The organism is Candidatus Melainabacteria bacterium, from assembly GCA_003963305.1.
Classification (GTDB): Bacteria; Cyanobacteriota; Vampirovibrionia; order Obscuribacterales; family Obscuribacteraceae; genus PALSA-1081.
Genome location: RXJR01000015.1, coordinates 269,850 through 287,503 on the forward strand (window position 1 = coordinate 269,850; position 17,654 = coordinate 287,503).

Genomic DNA, 17,654 nt, shown 5'->3' on the forward strand with positions numbered 1-17,654 from the left:
CTACGAAGCCTTCTGATTGATATCTGTAATGCCAGCATGCGAAACAGCTGCTGAACGCACACGCCCAGAGTGTAGCCTTCCCGCTTCGAACCATTGCCGCGCCAATCGCGTCAAATTATCGGCACTCAATTCACACACACACAGAAGCTCATCTCCTTCGTAATACTTCGGATTACGCGAAAGGAAATACTGCACATCCAGTCGACCGGAATCTTTGTCGGGAATGGACGCCAGATCGGCGCTCAAGTAACTGCGGCAACCAGAGAATTTGACAAGACCAGCGGTGGCATCGTACTGATCGCCGAATTTCCGCATCGCCAGATAATTCATCAACGACTGCATCTCGATAGGAGTCTCGACATCATGTCGGGGATAGTAGTCATTGCTGAATAGAGACAGATATCTATAGGTTCTATGACCTTTCACAATCAACAACCAGTAGAGAGGCGTGTCAGGGGCTTCTTGCTTGATAGAGCCTGCCAACTCGAGCCAGGCTTTAGACATCTGATTTTGCCCCCAGTAGGCTGGCTCAATAATGGTGTCACCGGAATACAAAACTCTTACAGGCTTGCCTGCGAAATTCTCATCGTAGACAACAACAGTAGAGAATCCTCTGATAATGGCACTTTCATCACGCAGAACAACTGCACAGTTCTTCGCGTCGAGATCGCGATAAAAGACAGACGGTTCGCCACCGTCATAATTTCTGCGATAGAGGTTGAACATGGTCGCTCTATCTACCTCAGTCAAAGTCGAAATTTCTACGATTGATGTTTGCAGCATGAAATGTTATTCGCCTATAGAGGTATCGACCACGGACTAATAAAACCCCCTTGCCAGTGTTATTTGCGCCCGCGTCAACTCCGCGGAGTATCGCCCAAGCAGCACATTGAAAAACATAAGATGAAGACTTACAAACGCACGCCAGGAAAAAACCGTATCGCGCTGATCGATTGGAGTTGGCTCAAATAACCAGTGTCCCAACAATCCGACAGCCTGCGAAAGGGGCATGAATAGAAACAGCCAATAGTTGTGTTGCAAGAGTGCAAGGGCTGCGATTGAATACATCAACACAAATGCAAAGCAATGCATCGCGACATTTGCAGGAGCTTGATGCTTCAAGAGAAAAACAGGCCAGTACTGTTCGATCGAAAAGACAAATTGTTGAATCAAATTCCTGTCGGAAGAGCCGCTAAAACCCAAATGAACGCCTGAAGAAGAAATCGGAGAAATTTTGCCGGGTATATCATAAGAACTAATTCTGTTACGGTATCTCTCTAAAGCCTCATTTTCTGTACTTGTACGATTCAACTGCACGAGCACTTCACCATGGCTCTGCTGATTCAAAACCGGCAACGGTTTTCCATCTTGGGCAACTTCTACACCACGGAGAAAGACGGTGTGCACCGCACCACTATCGTCGCGCTTGACCATCCGGGCTGCCCCGTTGAAAGCGGGCTCACTTATCGTGGATGGTGGGGGTATTGGTGTCTTCAGCTTGTCAGGATCGAGCACAGCAAAATCGGCTTTGCCACCCACTCTTATGCGACCAGCGTCCAGATTGAACCAATTCGCCGGCTCGGATGTAACTCGCGATACGGCACGATAAAACGGTAAGAAGTTAGATGTTGCTGCTTGCCTTAGAACAGAAAGGGAATTGTCGAAAAAAGCGAGGTTACGACTATGAGCACCAGCGTCGCTGAATCCTGGCAAAATGTCTCGGTGCGACATCAATTTATGCCGTACCCCTGCGCGCTGATTAGCGTTGCAGGCATACCATCGCAGATCCTCATCATACAGTTCCAGAAGATTCATGAAGTAAGTCAGGGGGTCGACTCCAGATTCGGCCGCAGCCTGACCAATCGACTTACCGACTAGAGAGCGATCAGGTGCAGCCTCGATAAACATCAGCTCAAAATTTCGATGAAAGGCTCGAGGTAAATGGCTCAACCATGACTCTCGAAATTCCCGTTTGAACTGATCCTGCATCCAGAGTGCCTTTCGTTCCGAGCGTGTGGCACAGTTGTTCAACTTCACACCAGCCGAAAACTCCTCGAAAAACGGCGTCAGGCATCCGTCAGCATGAATAACAAATGGTTCTGCCAGAGTCTGAAAGCGAATATTGCAACCAAGCAGCTGATTGCAAACGAATAGCAGAAGCGGGTAAACCCTCCACAAATGTGGTGCCGTGCCCATATCCAGCGCAGCGAGAATTGTGCAGCGCAGCGGTGCGCGCCAAACACCAGGGCACATGCGCAAGATATCTATAAGAGACCAGGGGTTTCGCGGATTAGGGGTGACTTGAAAAACAGCATCATACTGACGGCACAGATCGGCAAGCATTTTGTATTCAGCGTAACTAGCATGATGAGAGGGCAGCGCCTGGCCGGCAAACGGTCCACTGACTTTGTGCCAGTGCACCATGTCAACAGATATTCCGATGCATCCCGCATCAAGCGCAGACTTCGCCAAAACGCGCATTTGTTCGAGCTCAGTCGCGGTAGCATGCTCGGAGATACTACGCTCGAGCCCCATTACGTGCACCCTCAACGCGCTATGTCCCAACATGCAGGCAACATTCGGTCCCAACTTCAGGGTGCGTAGATGATTAAAATATTGATCGGGAGATTGCCAGGCGTGCGCATTCTCCAACCATGCAGAAATCAGTGGTGCCGGCAATGTTTCCACGCGAGAAAAGATATATGAAAGATCAACGGGTGCACCAAAGGTGGTGGAAAGGCTGCACCCACCCATGACGACCGTAGTGACACCATGTCGCACCGATTCAGGGAGCCCTGGCGCCAGTTCTACCTCGAGATCGTAGTGCGTATGTATATCGACCAGGCCAGGAACTATCCACAGTCCGCCGGCATTGATCTGTCTGGCTGCGCTGGCATTCAAATTCTTTCCTATTGCAATGACACGACCGGCCAGAACAGCAATGTCAAGCTGTCTACCTTCGTTTACACCATCAAAAACAAGACCGTTGCGCAGAATGAGGTCGCATACTAACGGCTCACCCTGCGCAGACTCGCCCCGGGCAGACTCGCTTCGCGAAACCTCGCGCCTCACCGGGTCAGGCAAGGTCGCGTTGCTCGACAGCGAAGTCTTGTGCATTTGTACTAAGCCTTCTTGCGCATCATAGAGGCTCCGAGTGCACCAATGACAATACCGACCAGCGCACCCGCGAGGACTGCGATAATGACAAATTTTTGAATATCATCTTTAATTGTGGTGACAACAGGATTGTCGAGAATGTTTGCAGAGAAAATAATTCTCGAAACCTTCCAAACGTCACCTTCTTTGACAACAACGGCGCTCCAACGTTCAGGCATGACCCTTACTTCACCGCTCTTGAAGTAATAACTGTCGTTAGAGGTGCCATGGCAGATACCGACACTGTCCGAAAGAAACTCTGTCGGTCCATCTGCAACCGGTTTGACTTCAATCTTATCGATACCGAAAGCTTTGTTCTCGAAAAGCTTTGTCCAGTAATCGCGGAATGCATTCAATGAAACAAACTTTTGTCCGTCGACTGTGATCACTGTCAAATTATCGTTGACCAGAAATGGCTTCAAAGCCTCGAAATCACGAGTATTAATCGCCTTCTCCGTAACTTCCCGTAACTTGGTCAGCTCAGCATGATCTTTTGCATGCGCGTCACCTGTTTCAACCTGGACCTTCGGGGATTCCACTGCCATTGCAGTACTAGCTGCGAGTGACATGAACAAACTCACAACCAGGGGCATTATTGAACGCATTATTTTCTCGCTTGTGTAAGACAGTCGGCGGCTATACTATACAGCAAGCTAGACAAGCAGCCCAGCAAAAACGGCATGAACAGCGGATATACAAATATATCGGATGATACCACGGGTGGAGTAGCGTGACGGATCAAGTGTCTATCGCAAAGAGCGATCCGACTACCAAAATGAAAAAAATGCAACCCCCATCTGGAGGCGCTCAGCCGCCAGAACGGTGGCTGACACTTGCTCTTATAGGTATCACCTTTACCGGAACTGTGCTTATCGATATCTGCTCACCACCTGTCACCACATTCACGCTATCCCTCGTATATATAGTTATATTCTCAGTCCTGAAGCTATATGCAAGAGAGCACGACAGCGTCGATCGAGAAGCAACAAAACCGAGAGAGTCTGAATTTACTCAGCCTATGGTCTCAATTGTGGTACCAGCTCATAATGAAGAGTTGCTGCTTGCCACCACAATAAAATCTATATTGAACCTGGACTATCCCGACTTCGAATTGCTTGTCGTCAACGACCGCAGTACAGACCAGACAGAAGCAGTGCTCCAGAGCATCAAGGCTGCTGGTGACCCAAGATTCAGATTTATCACACGCAACAGTGAAAACAGACCTGGTAAAGCCGCTTGTATAAATGATGCGCTCAAGCACACGAGCGGCAAACTGATAGCAGTCTTCGACGCCGATACCCAGGTCGCACCAGACTTTCTTACCTCAGCAGTGACCTACTTTGCCAATCCACTGGTCGGCGCGGTGCAAGGCAAAAAATCGTTAATCAACGGCGACAAAAACCTGATCACGAGATGCCAGAAAAACGAATACTTCATGGACCACCACTTCCAGAGCACACGTGACAACATTCGTTGCGCTGTTGAACTGAGAGGCAACGGCATGGTGCTCCGACGAACCGCAGTGGAAGAACTTGGTGGCTTAAACGAGAACAGCCTCGCCGAAGATCTTGATCTGTCCACGAGGATGCACATTACAGGATGGGATATCAGATTTGCTCAAGACGCCATATTAGCGGAAGAAGCTCCGGAATCATTAAAAGCACTTTTTAAACAACGCCTGCGGTGGACCGAAGGGTGCATCGTTCGTTACCTCGAGAATGCGCGCAAAATTTTGCCCCACAAAAAGCTTTCGCTGAGAACAAAACTCGATGCATCGCTCTTCATTCTGGAATTTATCGGACCATTCTGGCTGCTTATAGAGAATGCAGTGCTCGTGATTCGCTGGTTGAGTGGCAACTGGGTGCCACAGCCGCTTCTAGTGGCGGCACCGGCTATGACGATTTTGTGCTTGTATTTCATTTACGCAAGTTTCGCAGGCATTTACAGAGCCGAGAACGGAAACCTCGGGAAAGCGATTCAGGGCACGATCATGGTCTACTGCTACCTGTCACTGCTCTTTGTTCCTCTCGTCTTTCTGCTGATGTTCAAGTTCCTCAAAAATCCGTCACGAGATCTGGCATGGTTCAAACCGCCACGTTATGGAGCGGCATTCAAATGAGTCCATGGACGCTGTGCGCGGCACTGCCTGTGATCACCTTTGTGAGCCTGGTGCTTGCGGAAAAGCGCTCGCCGGAGACCACCACTCAACCAGCAAAATATTCCGCGGCGGACTGGTTTCTGAATCTTTCCGGGTTCTTTATGCAAGGTCTTGTGATACCAGCCGCTGGCCTGGCGCTCGCACTATTTGTCTTTCCCACAATTTTTCCAGGACTGCATCAATGTCTCAAGATTGGCTTTGCAGGAGCATTTTTCTTGAACTTTGTCGTGGTTGATCTTCTGTACTACTTTCAGCATCGCGCCTTTCATGAAGTACCAATGCTCTGGAAGTTTCATGCGCCGCATCACTATTCACCAACAGTAAATGTATGGGCGACATCGAGAAATGCTCTGATGACACATTTCCTCTTCGTCTACATGCTGGTAAGTCCCATTCTCGCTTACCTCTGTGATGTAACGGAAGGCTTTTTCGCCGGGGCGATGTTAACGGCATCACTAGATCTGTTTCGCCATGCACGGCTGCACGTGCATATCCCCCTCGCCGAGGGCATACTCGTAACGCCGGGCGAACATCACCGCCATCACGACGCTGACAAACCCGAAGCGAACTATGGTGCCAACTTCATTTTCTGGGACAAGCTTTTCGGTACATTCTCGCCAGGAGAGTACTTCCCCGCTCAATATGCCGGTCAGGGACAACCATCCTTTCGGAACCAACTTCTTTCCCCCTGGAGAACTTGATTGCATCCACATCTCGCTCAAAGAAATACCAAATCACTGCTTGACGATCGCCCCACTTATAAGAAGCTGGAGCTGAATCAAAAGCGCAATCATGAGCAAGATCATTCGGCCATGATGGACGAAGCGACACGTTTATTCGTCTACGAAGACTGCAAAAACGAATACTGGAACCCAGAAGAGTTTTCTCTGTTGTACGGCACTCCACTCTGGTATGAGGCATCTCCAACACAACGGCTCATTCTCAATCAACTTTTCTGGGTCGCCTACTATGCCCAGATCATATCTGCAGAAATTGCCACCATTTATCTCAATCAAGTCTCAGCCGCCGGTCTTTACACTCACGAAGATTTCCGCATAGTCTGCGATTCACTCGATCTTGAAACCAAACAAGAAAGAGCCCACATCAATGCCTTCAAGACAATTGGAGAAGACGTTGAATGGCGGCTTTTTGGCGAGAGGCTATTCACGTATCCGATGCGAAGTTTGTTCGAACAAACGATGATCTTTGCTGATTCAAACGCAGGAAAAGATTTCTGGAGAAAAATGCAGATAAAAGCATTCACGCTCCTATCTGCCAGCAATGCCTTTCTAGCCAGCCAGTATCTGCTCGTGCGCGGCTTGCGAACATTGAACGGCAAACTAATACAGCACAAACTCTCGATGTATTACATGAATCATCCCGACAAAGAAAATGCGCCCATACCTTCCAAAATCAGCTACTACCATTTCATGGACGAAAGTTTCCACTTCAACACATCAAAGCTGATTGGTCATGAAATTCCGCACAGTCTCGACGAACCCACAGCCTTCGAAAAATTCGTGATGAATAGGGGCATTGCAGGCTGCCAGAAAGACCACTTCAATTTCTCTGCCACCATCAAGGGAATCTTCTGGTATGAACCATCTCTGTTTCCAGTCATATACAAACTTTTTCGCTCACCGCACTTTAGCATGAATGAAGCTGAAGCACGAAACATGATCGATCGATGCTTTTGCAAGGAAAACGATGCCATCAACCAGGCTTTCGATTTACATCAAACCGCTTACGAGTCCTACAAGGTCTATGTAGAACCAATCAAATATCTAGACGAACAGAATCGCAATATGAACATCATGGGGAACAACTCCATTGAAAAATATCTGAGTGTCAATGCCAATGCGTTGCGCAATTTTCGAGGTTCTTAGCGATGTCGTTCTGCATTGAATTTCCGCATACAAGCCACAAACCAGTTTGTTTACCGGAAGGAGCAAACCTTTCGGAAGAACTGAGCGTGGTCAATTCACCTGTTCTTTTTGGTTGTAGAACAGGCATTTGCGGCACCTGCCTCGTGCAAATTCAATCCGGACATCAAGCACTGAAACCAGCTGAAGAGTCCGAGCAAGAAGCTCTGGAAGTTTACGCTCCGGGTATCGATAACGCAAGACTGGCGTGTCAGATCGCTTTGACAGCGAATATCGCATTGATCAAGATTGAGGGCGGATGATGTCTAAATCACTTCTACCCCAGTACTGGTATGTCGTAGCTGATGCAAGTGAAGTGACGCAGCATGCGGTGCTATCGCGCACAGTTCTGGACGAGTCTCTAGCCTGCTACCGAGATGCTGAAGGGAGAGCAATCGTTGCCCAAGACCGCTGCATACATCGCAGCGCTCGTCTTTCGTCGGGCACCGTCAGAGATGGCAAGCTAAGTTGTCGCTACCATGGTTGGGTCTATGGCGAAAGCGGCAGTATTATCTCGATTCCATGTGAAGGTGGTGCCGAGTTTGCACGCAAATGCGGTATGAAAGCAAAGACTTTCACTACCGCAGAGCAAGATGGATACATTTACGTCTGCCTCACACCCGGCGAGCATACACCTCCGCGCCCCCTGACACTGAGAGAACTAGGCTCGGTCTGGAAAGGACGAGTGCGCTTGCAGAGCCGCTTTCATAATTCCCTGTCGAATTGCGTAGAAAACTACATTGATGTGCCTCACACGGCATACGTGCATCACGGCATATTCAGAAAGCCAAATGGCGAACCTTTGCGCACCACAGTGACACGCTGCGAAGGACGAATCGACATTACCTACCATGGTGAGCGCTTGAATCTCGGCACGTTCAGCGCATTTTTAAACCCCAGTGGTGCGGAGATAGAACATTCAGATCACTTCTTCGCTCCAAACGTCACAAGCGTGCATTACAAAATGCCCGGTGGATACAGATATTCGATCAGCTCGCAGTCAATTCCCGTGACCGCCATGGAAACGCTGGTTTACACGGACATCAGCTACGATTTTGGCATCTGGACTGCTATTTCAAAAGCGATGGTAAAACGACAGGCACAAGAAGTGCTGAAGCAGGACATAGATATTCTCAATGAACAGGGACGGAACATCGAAAAATACGGTGAACGTTTCTACACGACTTCCGCGGATCTCATCCACACGCTCACAAGCGAAGTGATCTCCGGACTGCGCAATGGTAAATCTCCGGCAGAACTTTCTGCTGAACAAAAGGAGATAACTTTCTGCGTATGACGATACTCGGACATCTGGCAGCAATATTTCCAATCTTGCACCTGTGTGCAATCGCCAGCGCACTCGTATGGTGCATTCAGACCCCTAATCTTGCAAGCGCCGCAACTCTGTTTTTTGCCACTTACTTTTTGCCACCCCTGACTTTCCGACTCTATTCGCTCAAATATCCAGCCCGCTCCGGTCGCTGGGTAATCAGCAACGGACTGCGATGCGACTGGTGGGTAGCGCATCAATTGCAAATGGTTTACGCCGCCATTCCAGCCCTGGAAGCATTTCTGAGATTCATTCCGGGAGCCTACAGCGCCTGGCTGCGGCTATGGGGAAGCAAGGTCGGTAAAAACGTTTACTGGACGCCTCTAGTCGAAATCATCGACAGACACATGCTTCGCATCGGAGACAACGTTGTTTTTGGACACAAAGTTATTTGCACATCGCATGTGGTTTCAAAAAAGGACAATGGTGAATTCGTCCTTCTCTTGAGACCCGTGCGCATTGGTTCTGGCACCTTCATCGGTGCACTCTCAAGGCTTGGTCCCGGCGTGAAAGTGCCGGAAAGATCAGCCGTCCCGTACGACACTGAATACAGGTTCTCATATGCAGAATAAACTTATCGCTCGAACAGCCATCAAACTACTTCGCGCAGCGTGTTTTCCAGTCAGCCTCAAATTCAATAAAAGCCTGGAAGATCCAAAGATCGCCCAGCAAGATACCTATTGGAAAATCATGGCTGACTTTGCTCAAACAGACTACGCCAGAAGCTTTGGTATCACAGGTGATGAAAATTACAAAGAGTTTGCTGCCAAAGTTCCCATTCAGACTTACGAGGAGTTAGAACCCTGGATTGAACGACAGCTGAAGTTCCCAACTTCGAAAGTGCTGACTCCGCACAAAGTAATCCACATTGAGCCAACCTCAGGAAGCTCCGGCAGCAGAAAACAGATTCCTTACACTGCGAAGTTAATAAACTCGTTTACGAATCTGTTCGCCATCTGGGCGCAAGACCTTTTGCAAAGCGGCTTGAAATTGGAGTCTGGTCGCATTTTCATCAGCGTCTCTCCGAAGCCTGACCAGAACAAAGGTTTCCACAGCGACAAAGAGTACTTGAAAGAGCCCCTGAAATCTCTGGTCTCACAGTTCCTCCTTTCTGCGCCGACGACTTCAGACCCAGTGCAATTTCAGCACGAGCTAGCCATGACTTTACTGTCGGAAGAGCAGCTGGAAATCATTTCGATCTGGAGCCCAACTTACCTTCTGTCACTGATGGAGTACATCGAGCAGAACAAAATGACGCTCCTCAAGTCAGTCATCCTCAGATCTCTGCCATTTACAGAGGAGGCGCCGATTGACTGGCAAAAGGTTTGGCCGAAACTGAAATTGATCTCTTGCTGGGACGATGCGTCTGCAGAACTGGCGGCGAATCAATTGAAGAAGTGTTTCCCGGGTATCCGCATTCAAGGCAAAGGACTGCTCTCTACAGAAGCACCATTTACGGTGCCTCTCAGTGATGCTGAAGGCTGCTTGCCGCTGCTCAACGATGTCTTTCTTGAATTCGAAAACAGCGATGGTGAGATCAAGCGCTTGCACGAACTTATCGACTCCGAGAAATATCAGATCATAGTCACACAGAACTCGGGTTTGACGCGATACCGAATCAACGACACCGTTCAGGTGCGTGGTTTCTATCGCAACACAGCGATGCTCGAGTTCGTCGGACGCGCTAACTCAGTTTGCGATCTGGCGGGCGAAAAGTTGCATGAGGAATTTGTGCAGACAGCTTTAACTCCGCTTTTCCCTGCTGATGCATTCGCGCTGGTCCCGAATTGCGAGCAGGATCTCGGCTATACGCTGCTTGTAGACTCGCGCACTCAATCAAACCACGGCGAAATTGTTGAGAGAGCGGAAGAAGCGTTGTGTGCAGCTCACCATTACAAACTAGCGCGCACGCAATCACAAATCTCGAAACTGCAGCTCGAACTGGTCGAAAACCTGGCGACTCGACTGCAGGAATTCCATCAGAGCGAAGGAATGCAACTGGGCGACATCAAAGATACAGTCTTTATCAATGACCCAGAAAAAGCGGGACGCTTGCTGACTTTCCTCAAAGAGCGGAGAGATAGCAGTCAGCCGCTTCGGGTAAGCTTGTTGGAAGAAAGCAGTGCTCCACTTCAAGTGTCTGCACAAGCGACTCGACTTGAGGTTGGCTCATAAGCTTGCGAAGCAACTCTAATTTGCGCGGCGTTTCTTCCTCGTGTCGAAGCGCCGCCAGGACGTTCTGCAACTCATTGTGGTTCAATCCACCCGCGACCTTATCAACAATAGCGAGCGCACCTTGCGGACCGACACGAACCATCATCGTGTAGTTTTGAAGCGCATCTTCGATCAGGGAATAGTCACGCGGAGAAAGAATGGCTGAGGAAAACAGAACTGCACCACTACGATGATGCAGGGCTTCCTCCTTGCAAATGACGCCAAGAATTCTGGACAAATTTGTATGCGTGCAAGCTTTTGCAAGCCGCATGTAATGATCGAGTCCCCAGCCTTCGAGAATTACCTGTACAAGATAAACGAGCAAGCGAGGCGGATACTCTTCAATCAAGCTAGATAAAAAAGAGAGAAAATGTCCCTGCGGAAGCTGCTTGCACTGAGCCGGCAAATACGGCTCAATCCACGCCAGATGCCTGGCTTCATCGGCACCTATCAATGCAAACAACTGTGCCTCATCAGTACCTTCGGCAGTCAAAATCATTTTGGCACTATACGCCAGGCCAGATTTCTCAATGAAGTATGCCTCTGTAAGAAGTGATTGGTTGCACTTACTGAGAATTTCAACTTGCTGTTGGTCAGACAGCTTCATGAAAACTGCTGAACCATCCAGCCCCCACCATTGAGCAGACCAGAGCGAGCTGTAGTCCAGGAGGCGAACATCCGGAAGCTCTTTATCTGAGCCAGTCTTACTGGCGATGATTCGGTACAAAGGCGAATCTTTTCCCGCATGAGGAGCATCGAGTTTGTTCCGCACATCTACCTTGTTCCGCAAGGCAAGACTAATATTGGCACCTTCCTTGTTCCGCGAGTCGAGACTAATGCTGGCATCGACCTTGTCGCGCAAATGGAGCTTGCTGCTGGGAACTTCTAGACTTTTCGGAGCCGGATTTTCACTCATTACTTCAACGAGCCTCCATGAGCTTCTTACTGGCGCTGTGAAAAATGAAATCAGCAACTTTCTGCGGCATAGACCGGCGCATATAGTAAAGCGCCTGAGTATCAGAACCGATACGCAATCGAAGCGGCATACTCGACTTGCTGCTCAGCTCAAAAACTGCATCCGCCACTTTGTTTGGGTTACCTCCCGGTCCTTCCATCTTTTTACGCAGGAACGCTCGATAGCCCTGCATTTGCCGGGTGTAAATGCCATTCTTACTGCTGTCGGCATCGCTTCGGGCCCAGTCGATATTCTGCACAAATTTCGTGCGAAAACCACCCGGCTCTACGATGCACACGTCAATTCCGTGAAGGGACAGTTCATAAGAAAGCGATTCGCTCAGCCCTTCCAGCGCAAACTTACTCGCGACATAAAGACTCTGCAGCGGCATGCCGACAAACCCAAGCACCGAGGAAATGTTGATTACTTTGCCGCGAGATTGACGCAATGACGGCAACAGATCTCTAGTCAATAAAAGTGGTGCAAAGAAGTTGACTTCGAATTGCTGGCGTATCTGGTCCTCGCTCAAAGTTTCGAGCGGACCAGCCAGTGCGTAACCGGCGTTGTTGATCAAGCAATCGAGACCCTTGTCACATGAACTGCTAACGATTTCAACCACTGTTTGTCGCTCTGACGGAGAAGCAACATTAGCGGGAATAACAACCAGATTTTCGCTCTCGATATCAGCCAGGTGATCAGGATTTCTAGTAGTAGCAAAAACTTTCCACTGCGCAGAACGCAAATACCGTTCGGTTATAAGACGACCGAAGCCTGAGGAGCAACCAGTTATCAAAACCGTTTTTAGCATGTGCTTAATCGCTGCCCCTCAAATTATCTAGTCGCGTACTGTTTAGTAATCATCGACAAATCGACGCTGCTGTTTCTTCTTACCGACTTCGCGCTTCGCCTCAGTGCGCTTCAATTTCACAGCTTTCGGGACCTTTGTCGGCTTGCGCACCACCGGTGGGTGCAACACAGACTCAAGCATCTCTCGTAATTTTTCCAGACACTCATCAACATTGGTAATCTGATCACGATGTTGCTGGCTACTTAGAACAAGCACTCCCTCTGCGGTGAGGCGCGATCCATACCTGGTAATAAATCTGTTCTTCATGGGTACAGAAAGGCTGGGACTGTTTGTAACATCCCAGTGCAAAATGGCTTTGCTGTTCACCTTATTGACGTTCTGTCCACCGGGACCGCCACTGCGAGCAAAACTGAATTCAAATTCCGTTTCTGGAATTTCTCGACCTGAGCTTAGTACTAAATTAGCCATATTAATAGATTACTGCACCATTTGCGGTGTCGCAAGAGAAGAGACAAAGCAAAGAATATCGATGTGGAGAACAATAGATATAAAACGTGGTCCAAGTGAACAACATTCACACGCCTGTAAGATAGTTTAATCGAAGGAACTTTAATGTTCAGGGAAACGTCACCCTCCCATCGACGCAAATAGTCCATCTGTCGGCTCGAAATTCCAATTAGCAGGAGGCACTACATTTAGTGGCACCACCATAAGTGCTTTGCAACTTCTTGCAATTGAACAGCTTGCCAACAACAAACGTTTGTAGTACAAAAGGCAACATACAACATTGATTGGATTCGATTCACTTTCAGTGACGCGCAGTATGGAACTGAGCTGACCAGGTACCTGACGATTATTCGGACTTGAGTCGTATGAGCCAAATTAGCCGCTTAACTTAAAAGGATTGGTCAATGAAAACAAAAGAAACATCATCAACGCAAGACTCGCAAAATTTCAACCTGCAATTGATCCAGAGTATCTGGACAATAGAACAAGACGGGTTCATTTGGTACGAATTTGAAGAGACAGAAGAGCAAGCAGCGCGACACACATTAGCAGAGCTAGAAACCAGTCAGGAAAGCGTGCATCTTTTATGATCTGAATGCACGTTTGACAGCCCTTAAACGCTCTCCATATTGTCTGAGAGAGAGGCAGAAACTTGCGGCAGAGACAATCGCTTACTTTCATCAATAGCTGTACAACTGGCAATCATTTCGTCGATCTGACTAGATAAAGTAGATACGGACTCTTTTGGGTGGGATACAGAAATTGCTTCTGGTTCCTTTCCTGTCAAAAGGAACGCCAAAGTCGCACCGAAAGAATAGACATCGCTGGCAACGGTTGATTTGCCCCTGAACTGCTCCGGAGCCATATATAGATGCTTTCCAACCACTGAACCAGTGATGTTGATTTCAATCTGTTGTGCAACTGAAAAGTCGATCAAATAGACTTTGTTTTCATCTGAGAGCATCAGATTATCGGGCGTGAAGTCACGGTGCACGACAGGCGGGTTAAGTCCGTGCAAATATTGCAGAATGCCGCACATTTGTCGAGCCAGAGCAATTACATCGCTCTCCTTCATCGCGCCGGCCTCATCCACAAGGCGCTTCAATGTTTTACCGGTGATGCGTTCCATTACTAGATACGCACGATGGTCTTCGACAAATACATCGTAAAGTTTGACGATTTGCGGATGGTCGATGCGACTCAACATCTCAGCTTCGGCCTGGAACTTCTCTGCAACCGACTTTCTTACTCGCGCATCAGGGAAAACAGGCATGACAAACTCTTTTAGAGCCACCGTCTCGAGGGTACCAAGGGCTCTGTCAGCTCGCGTAGCCAGGTAAACAGTGCCCTGACCGCCGGTGCCCAATTTTCTGGTGATTGTATATTGGCCCTCTTGCAGCATCATCCCCGGTGTCAACGGTGTTAGCTTTTCCCGTTTTGAAGGCGCGGTCAGCTCGTTGAGCCAGAGTTCGGTAAAACCTTCGGTAGACTTAGCAGCCTTAAACACCGAGAACAGTTCGTCCGGGGTCGAGGTACCGTAAGCTTTTTCAGGAACTCCTATCTTTAACGCTTGCAAAAACACTTCTCGCTCGGCAGGAACGAGCAAGTCACCATATCTGACACTAGCGCCCTGACCGACGGAGATACCTTCGATTTTTATTTTGTAGTCCCCGACAGACTTAGTGCCCTTAGGTCTAATGACAGAAATGGATGAAATTTGAGACCAGGGTATCGATTGCGTAATCCAATAGCTAACATTCCCATTCTTTTGTTGCTGAGCGAATACAAGACCACCCTGAGTTATTCCTATGTGACTCGGCATGTCAGCGCGAAGAAAAGTCATACCAGCGATGTAGAGTCCTATCGCACCGGAGCCAAAAATAGACACCTGATTAATAAAGGTGATCAAGCCGGAAATGACAGGGCTAGATGGTGATTGAAGAAATGGCTTAAGTGGCACCAACAGGACGCGCGCAAGAAAGTGAACGATTGGGTCGAGTAAATTGAAATGTCCGAAGATGCCGATTATGAAGACACAAATGCAGAGCAAATACGGTAACTTAGCCGCAATTGGTTGCCAAATGCGTTCAAAATCTGCGTTTGGACAATACCGAATGGCAAACTCGTCAGGGATATTGACCATTCGGTCACGCAGAGGTATTTGAAAACAACTGAGATTAAGTGTTGTCACGCCGGTACCTTCTCTAATTGTCTCAGCGTGTTTGCAACAGTCTCAGCTGAAGCAGGTCGCTCGTTCGCCTCAAGAGCTGTACATTGTTCAATCAGAGCATCCAATTTTGGGTTTATGGTTGCGATGGAGCTTGAAGGTTTCGACACAGTCAGAGCTTCCGGGTCGTTTCCTGTCAACAAATAGTTGAGAGTGCAGCCTAACCCGTACAGATCGCTTCTCGTCGTTGCCTTGCCTCTCAATTGTTCGGCAGACATATATGCTTGCTTACCGATCATGGTACCAGTAGCGGTGCCAAGAAAAAGATTCGATGCTCCAAAATCGATCAGATGAATTAAGCCATGTTCGTCGACAATCAAATTGTCAGGGCTGATATCTCGATGGATAATGGGAATCGGCTGATTGTGAAGGTAGGCAATGATTTCAGCGATCTGTAGTCCCCATGACACAACCTGATTCTCAGGTACAGCACCATGTTGTCGCACGTACTTGCGAAGATCTTGACCTTGAATGTACTCGAGCACAAGGTAATGGCGCCCATGGTCAACGAAGTTGTCCATAACTTTCGCGATTTGCGGATGGTCCAACTTGGCCAGCAATTCAGCTTCACGATCGAACAAACGAATCGCTTCAGAACGCATGGCAGTCTCCGCATCCTCAGGAATTACTGCTTCCTTCAAAACAAATTGTTTGTTTCCGGGATCACGCACCAGGTAAATTGCAGAAAAACCACCGAAAGCAAGTTGGCGCTCAACTGTAAATCTACCGCCAGCCACGACTGCTTCTGGTTCCAGCGGAATGAAATTGGTAGCACCGAACCGCCGCGTCAACTCTTCTTCCCACATTTCTGTATAGCCGTGCTTATCGTCGACTCCAGCGATAAGATGCATTTCCGACTTAGCCGCTTCCAGCTCGGGAAACTTAGCGCTGCCACCAGACCAGACATCTAGAGCCACGAGTAATTGTTGCGCCTCAGCGGGAGTAAGCTTAGAGAAGGCAATATTAGTGGGCAAGCTTCTTTCGAAGACGAGAGTCAGAGAATTGTTGTGATACCGTATCGCACGAACCTTCGACCATTCGTGGTGAGAACGAAAACCAAAAGCAGGGCAGAGCCAAACTGGCAAAGAGATGCCTTGTCTGTTCATAAAAATCGTTCTGTCCGAAAACAAGAAAGCGCCAATAGCCATGGCCGCAATAATCAACACTTGCCCGAACACAAGCACGAGAGTCGGACCGACTTGAATCGAACCGTTCGCAACAGCCATGATAATGACGACCCAGGACCAGACTGCAAAAACCAGGGCGATGGGAAGGCTAGCGGTCAGAGCAATGCACGAGGCTTTGACTGGCAAACTTCTGTAATTCAGGGTTACTTCGGCTTCTGCCACTGTAGGTACCGATTACTGGTAGTTATGTGCCACAAATTGGCTAATTTCATTCTTAAAGAGACCTGGAATTAAATGATTATTGGTGCGATTGATCGGAAGAGTAATCGCTCGACTGGTCAGTTTAGAGTTGTGAGAAATGATTGGTCAGAAGAGTAATGCGCTCGACTGGTCATTTTAGTGGTGCGATTGATTAGCCAGAAGCGATCCACGCTGCAGAGAAGCGGGAGATTGAAGCTTTGCGGAGACAGCAGTCTTGGCGTTCAAGGTGCTCATACCAGAACCAAAACCGGATGGCTCGCTCTTATACGTCATGACACCAGGAGCGTTCGAAACTGGTACCGCTTTTGGTGCGCCGCTGTTCGCTAGTGGTCTGCTGGCAGATGGGGCAGAATGCTGGTTCAACATTCTTCCAGCCAGCATATTCGTCGACGTTCCACTGGGAAGACTTCTTGCCATGCGTGCCATGTTACCTGGATTGATAGCACTCTGAAAACCGGCGTCTGACAGCCCGTTGTGCAAAATGGTCACGCCCGGTGATTGACTCATACCTGGACGAATCATCAGCGGAGGAGGCGCTGGTTGGCTCTGCTGAGGGGCTTCGATAATGATGGTCTGAGGCACATTGCCCTGGCGGCGCAAGTCATTGAACAGATAACTTTCATCGATCAATTGCACTTCCTTTCTGCCATGAAACATGTGCTGATCGATGTTCGGATTACCCGCGAAGCATGGAGCGGAGGGAATCATCAGAGCAACAACGGCTGCAAAAAGTAAACGATTTCCTTTCATTCGATATTTCCTCACACACGATACTTCGCGCACGCGCATTCAAAGGAGGGACCGCAGATATGCTCTGCGGTCTTTTTTCTCGTGAATGCCTACTAAAGCTGAATTCCCAACAGCCGTATTTTGGATCTTACGCGGCACAAAATATACGGGGTAAACCCTAGATTCGGCATAGGGGGAGCCCTCGCGGGCTCCGCCCTGCCACACCACCGTACAAGCGGGTCCGCATACGGCGGTTCGGT

General features: G+C 48.8%; 17 protein-coding genes. 8 read left to right on the forward strand and 9 right to left on the reverse strand.

Features of this window, described 5'->3' with window-relative positions:
• Genes EKK48_16215 through EKK48_16225 form a run of 3 tightly spaced genes read right to left on the reverse strand, consistent with a single transcriptional unit; the run spans position 1 to position 3,701 of the window.
• On the reverse strand, positions 1 to 783 hold the full coding sequence (locus EKK48_16215; GenBank protein ID RTL40802.1) for a hypothetical protein: 783 nt from the start codon (positions 781 to 783) through the stop codon (positions 1 to 3).
• A 36-nt stretch (positions 784 to 819) separates the two neighbouring features.
• The gene (locus EKK48_16220; GenBank protein ID RTL40803.1) at positions 820 to 3,117 is read right to left on the reverse strand and encodes a D-aminoacylase; all 2,298 of its coding nucleotides are present in this window, start codon (positions 3,115 to 3,117) and stop codon (positions 820 to 822) included.
• 5 nt (positions 3,118 to 3,122) lie between these two features.
• Complete coding sequence (locus tag EKK48_16225) at positions 3,123 to 3,701, reverse strand: hypothetical protein (protein ID RTL40804.1); 579 nt, start codon at positions 3,699 to 3,701, stop codon at positions 3,123 to 3,125.
• A 185-nt stretch (positions 3,702 to 3,886) separates the two neighbouring features.
• Between EKK48_16225 and EKK48_16230 the strand changes: the two genes are divergently transcribed.
• From EKK48_16230 to EKK48_16260, 7 genes are read left to right on the forward strand one after another with little or no spacing between them, the layout of a single operon-like run.
• Positions 3,887 to 5,275, forward strand: a complete 1,389-nt coding sequence (locus EKK48_16230; protein RTL40805.1) for a glycosyltransferase family 2 protein — start codon at positions 3,887 to 3,889, stop codon at positions 5,273 to 5,275.
• The gene (locus tag EKK48_16235) at positions 5,236 to 6,015 is read left to right on the forward strand and encodes a sterol desaturase family protein (GenBank protein ID RTL40806.1); all 780 of its coding nucleotides are present in this window, start codon (positions 5,236 to 5,238) and stop codon (positions 6,013 to 6,015) included. Before EKK48_16230 ends, EKK48_16235 begins: the two co-directional genes overlap by 40 nt.
• 36 nt (positions 6,016 to 6,051) lie before the next feature.
• The gene (locus tag EKK48_16240) at positions 6,052 to 7,200 is read left to right on the forward strand and encodes a P-aminobenzoate N-oxygenase AurF (GenBank protein ID RTL40823.1); all 1,149 of its coding nucleotides are present in this window, start codon (positions 6,052 to 6,054) and stop codon (positions 7,198 to 7,200) included.
• A 2-nt stretch (positions 7,201 to 7,202) separates the two neighbouring features.
• Positions 7,203 to 7,499 carry a (2Fe-2S)-binding protein gene (locus tag EKK48_16245; protein ID RTL40807.1) on the forward strand — a complete coding sequence of 99 codons (297 nt, stop codon included), beginning with the start codon at positions 7,203 to 7,205 and terminating at the stop codon, positions 7,497 to 7,499.
• Positions 7,496 to 8,533 (forward strand): aromatic ring-hydroxylating dioxygenase subunit alpha, encoded by a 1,038-nt coding sequence (locus EKK48_16250; GenBank protein ID RTL40808.1) that lies wholly within the window; start codon positions 7,496 to 7,498, stop codon positions 8,531 to 8,533. The genes EKK48_16245 and EKK48_16250 overlap by 4 nt, the downstream gene beginning before the upstream one ends.
• Complete coding sequence (locus EKK48_16255; GenBank protein ID RTL40809.1) at positions 8,530 to 9,138, forward strand: acyl transferase; 609 nt, start codon at positions 8,530 to 8,532, stop codon at positions 9,136 to 9,138. Before EKK48_16250 ends, EKK48_16255 begins: the two co-directional genes overlap by 4 nt.
• Positions 9,128 to 10,741 carry a hypothetical protein gene (locus EKK48_16260; protein RTL40810.1) on the forward strand — a complete coding sequence of 538 codons (1,614 nt, stop codon included), beginning with the start codon at positions 9,128 to 9,130 and terminating at the stop codon, positions 10,739 to 10,741. The genes EKK48_16255 and EKK48_16260 overlap by 11 nt, the downstream gene beginning before the upstream one ends.
• Here EKK48_16260 and EKK48_16265 read toward each other — a convergent pair.
• From EKK48_16265 to EKK48_16275, 3 genes are read right to left on the reverse strand one after another with little or no spacing between them, the layout of a single operon-like run.
• The gene (locus EKK48_16265; protein ID RTL40811.1) at positions 10,632 to 11,696 is read right to left on the reverse strand and encodes a ferritin-like domain-containing protein; all 1,065 of its coding nucleotides are present in this window, start codon (positions 11,694 to 11,696) and stop codon (positions 10,632 to 10,634) included. The two genes, EKK48_16260 and EKK48_16265, sit on opposite strands and share 110 nt — an antisense overlap.
• Before the next feature lie 4 nt (positions 11,697 to 11,700).
• Entirely contained in the window at positions 11,701 to 12,543 is an 843-nt protein-coding gene (locus EKK48_16270; protein ID RTL40812.1) for an SDR family oxidoreductase, read from the reverse strand.
• A gap of 42 nt (positions 12,544 to 12,585) precedes the next feature.
• Positions 12,586 to 13,011: an aminoacyl-tRNA hydrolase gene (locus EKK48_16275; GenBank protein ID RTL40813.1), complete on the reverse strand. Its 426-nt coding sequence runs from the start codon at positions 13,009 to 13,011 to the stop codon at positions 12,586 to 12,588.
• A 443-nt stretch (positions 13,012 to 13,454) separates the two neighbouring features.
• On the opposite strand from EKK48_16275, the gene EKK48_16280 reads away from it, so the two are divergent.
• Positions 13,455 to 13,640 (forward strand): hypothetical protein, encoded by a 186-nt coding sequence (locus EKK48_16280; GenBank protein ID RTL40814.1) that lies wholly within the window; start codon positions 13,455 to 13,457, stop codon positions 13,638 to 13,640.
• Positions 13,641 to 13,663: 23 nt separating this feature from the next.
• Here EKK48_16280 and EKK48_16285 read toward each other — a convergent pair whose 3' ends face one another.
• The 3 genes from EKK48_16285 to EKK48_16295 all read right to left on the reverse strand — a co-directional run bounded on the left by EKK48_16285 (position 13,664) and on the right by EKK48_16295 (position 17,415).
• Positions 13,664 to 15,241 carry a serine/threonine protein kinase gene (locus tag EKK48_16285; GenBank protein RTL40815.1) on the reverse strand — a complete coding sequence of 526 codons (1,578 nt, stop codon included), beginning with the start codon at positions 15,239 to 15,241 and terminating at the stop codon, positions 13,664 to 13,666.
• Complete coding sequence (locus tag EKK48_16290) at positions 15,238 to 16,626, reverse strand: serine/threonine protein kinase (GenBank protein ID RTL40816.1); 1,389 nt, start codon at positions 16,624 to 16,626, stop codon at positions 15,238 to 15,240. Before EKK48_16290 ends, EKK48_16285 begins: the two co-directional genes overlap by 4 nt.
• Positions 16,627 to 16,800: 174 nt before the next feature.
• Positions 16,801 to 17,415, reverse strand: coding sequence for a hypothetical protein (locus EKK48_16295; GenBank protein ID RTL40817.1), 615 nt, complete (start codon positions 17,413 to 17,415; stop codon positions 16,801 to 16,803).
• Positions 17,416 to 17,654: the final 239 nt, after the last annotated feature.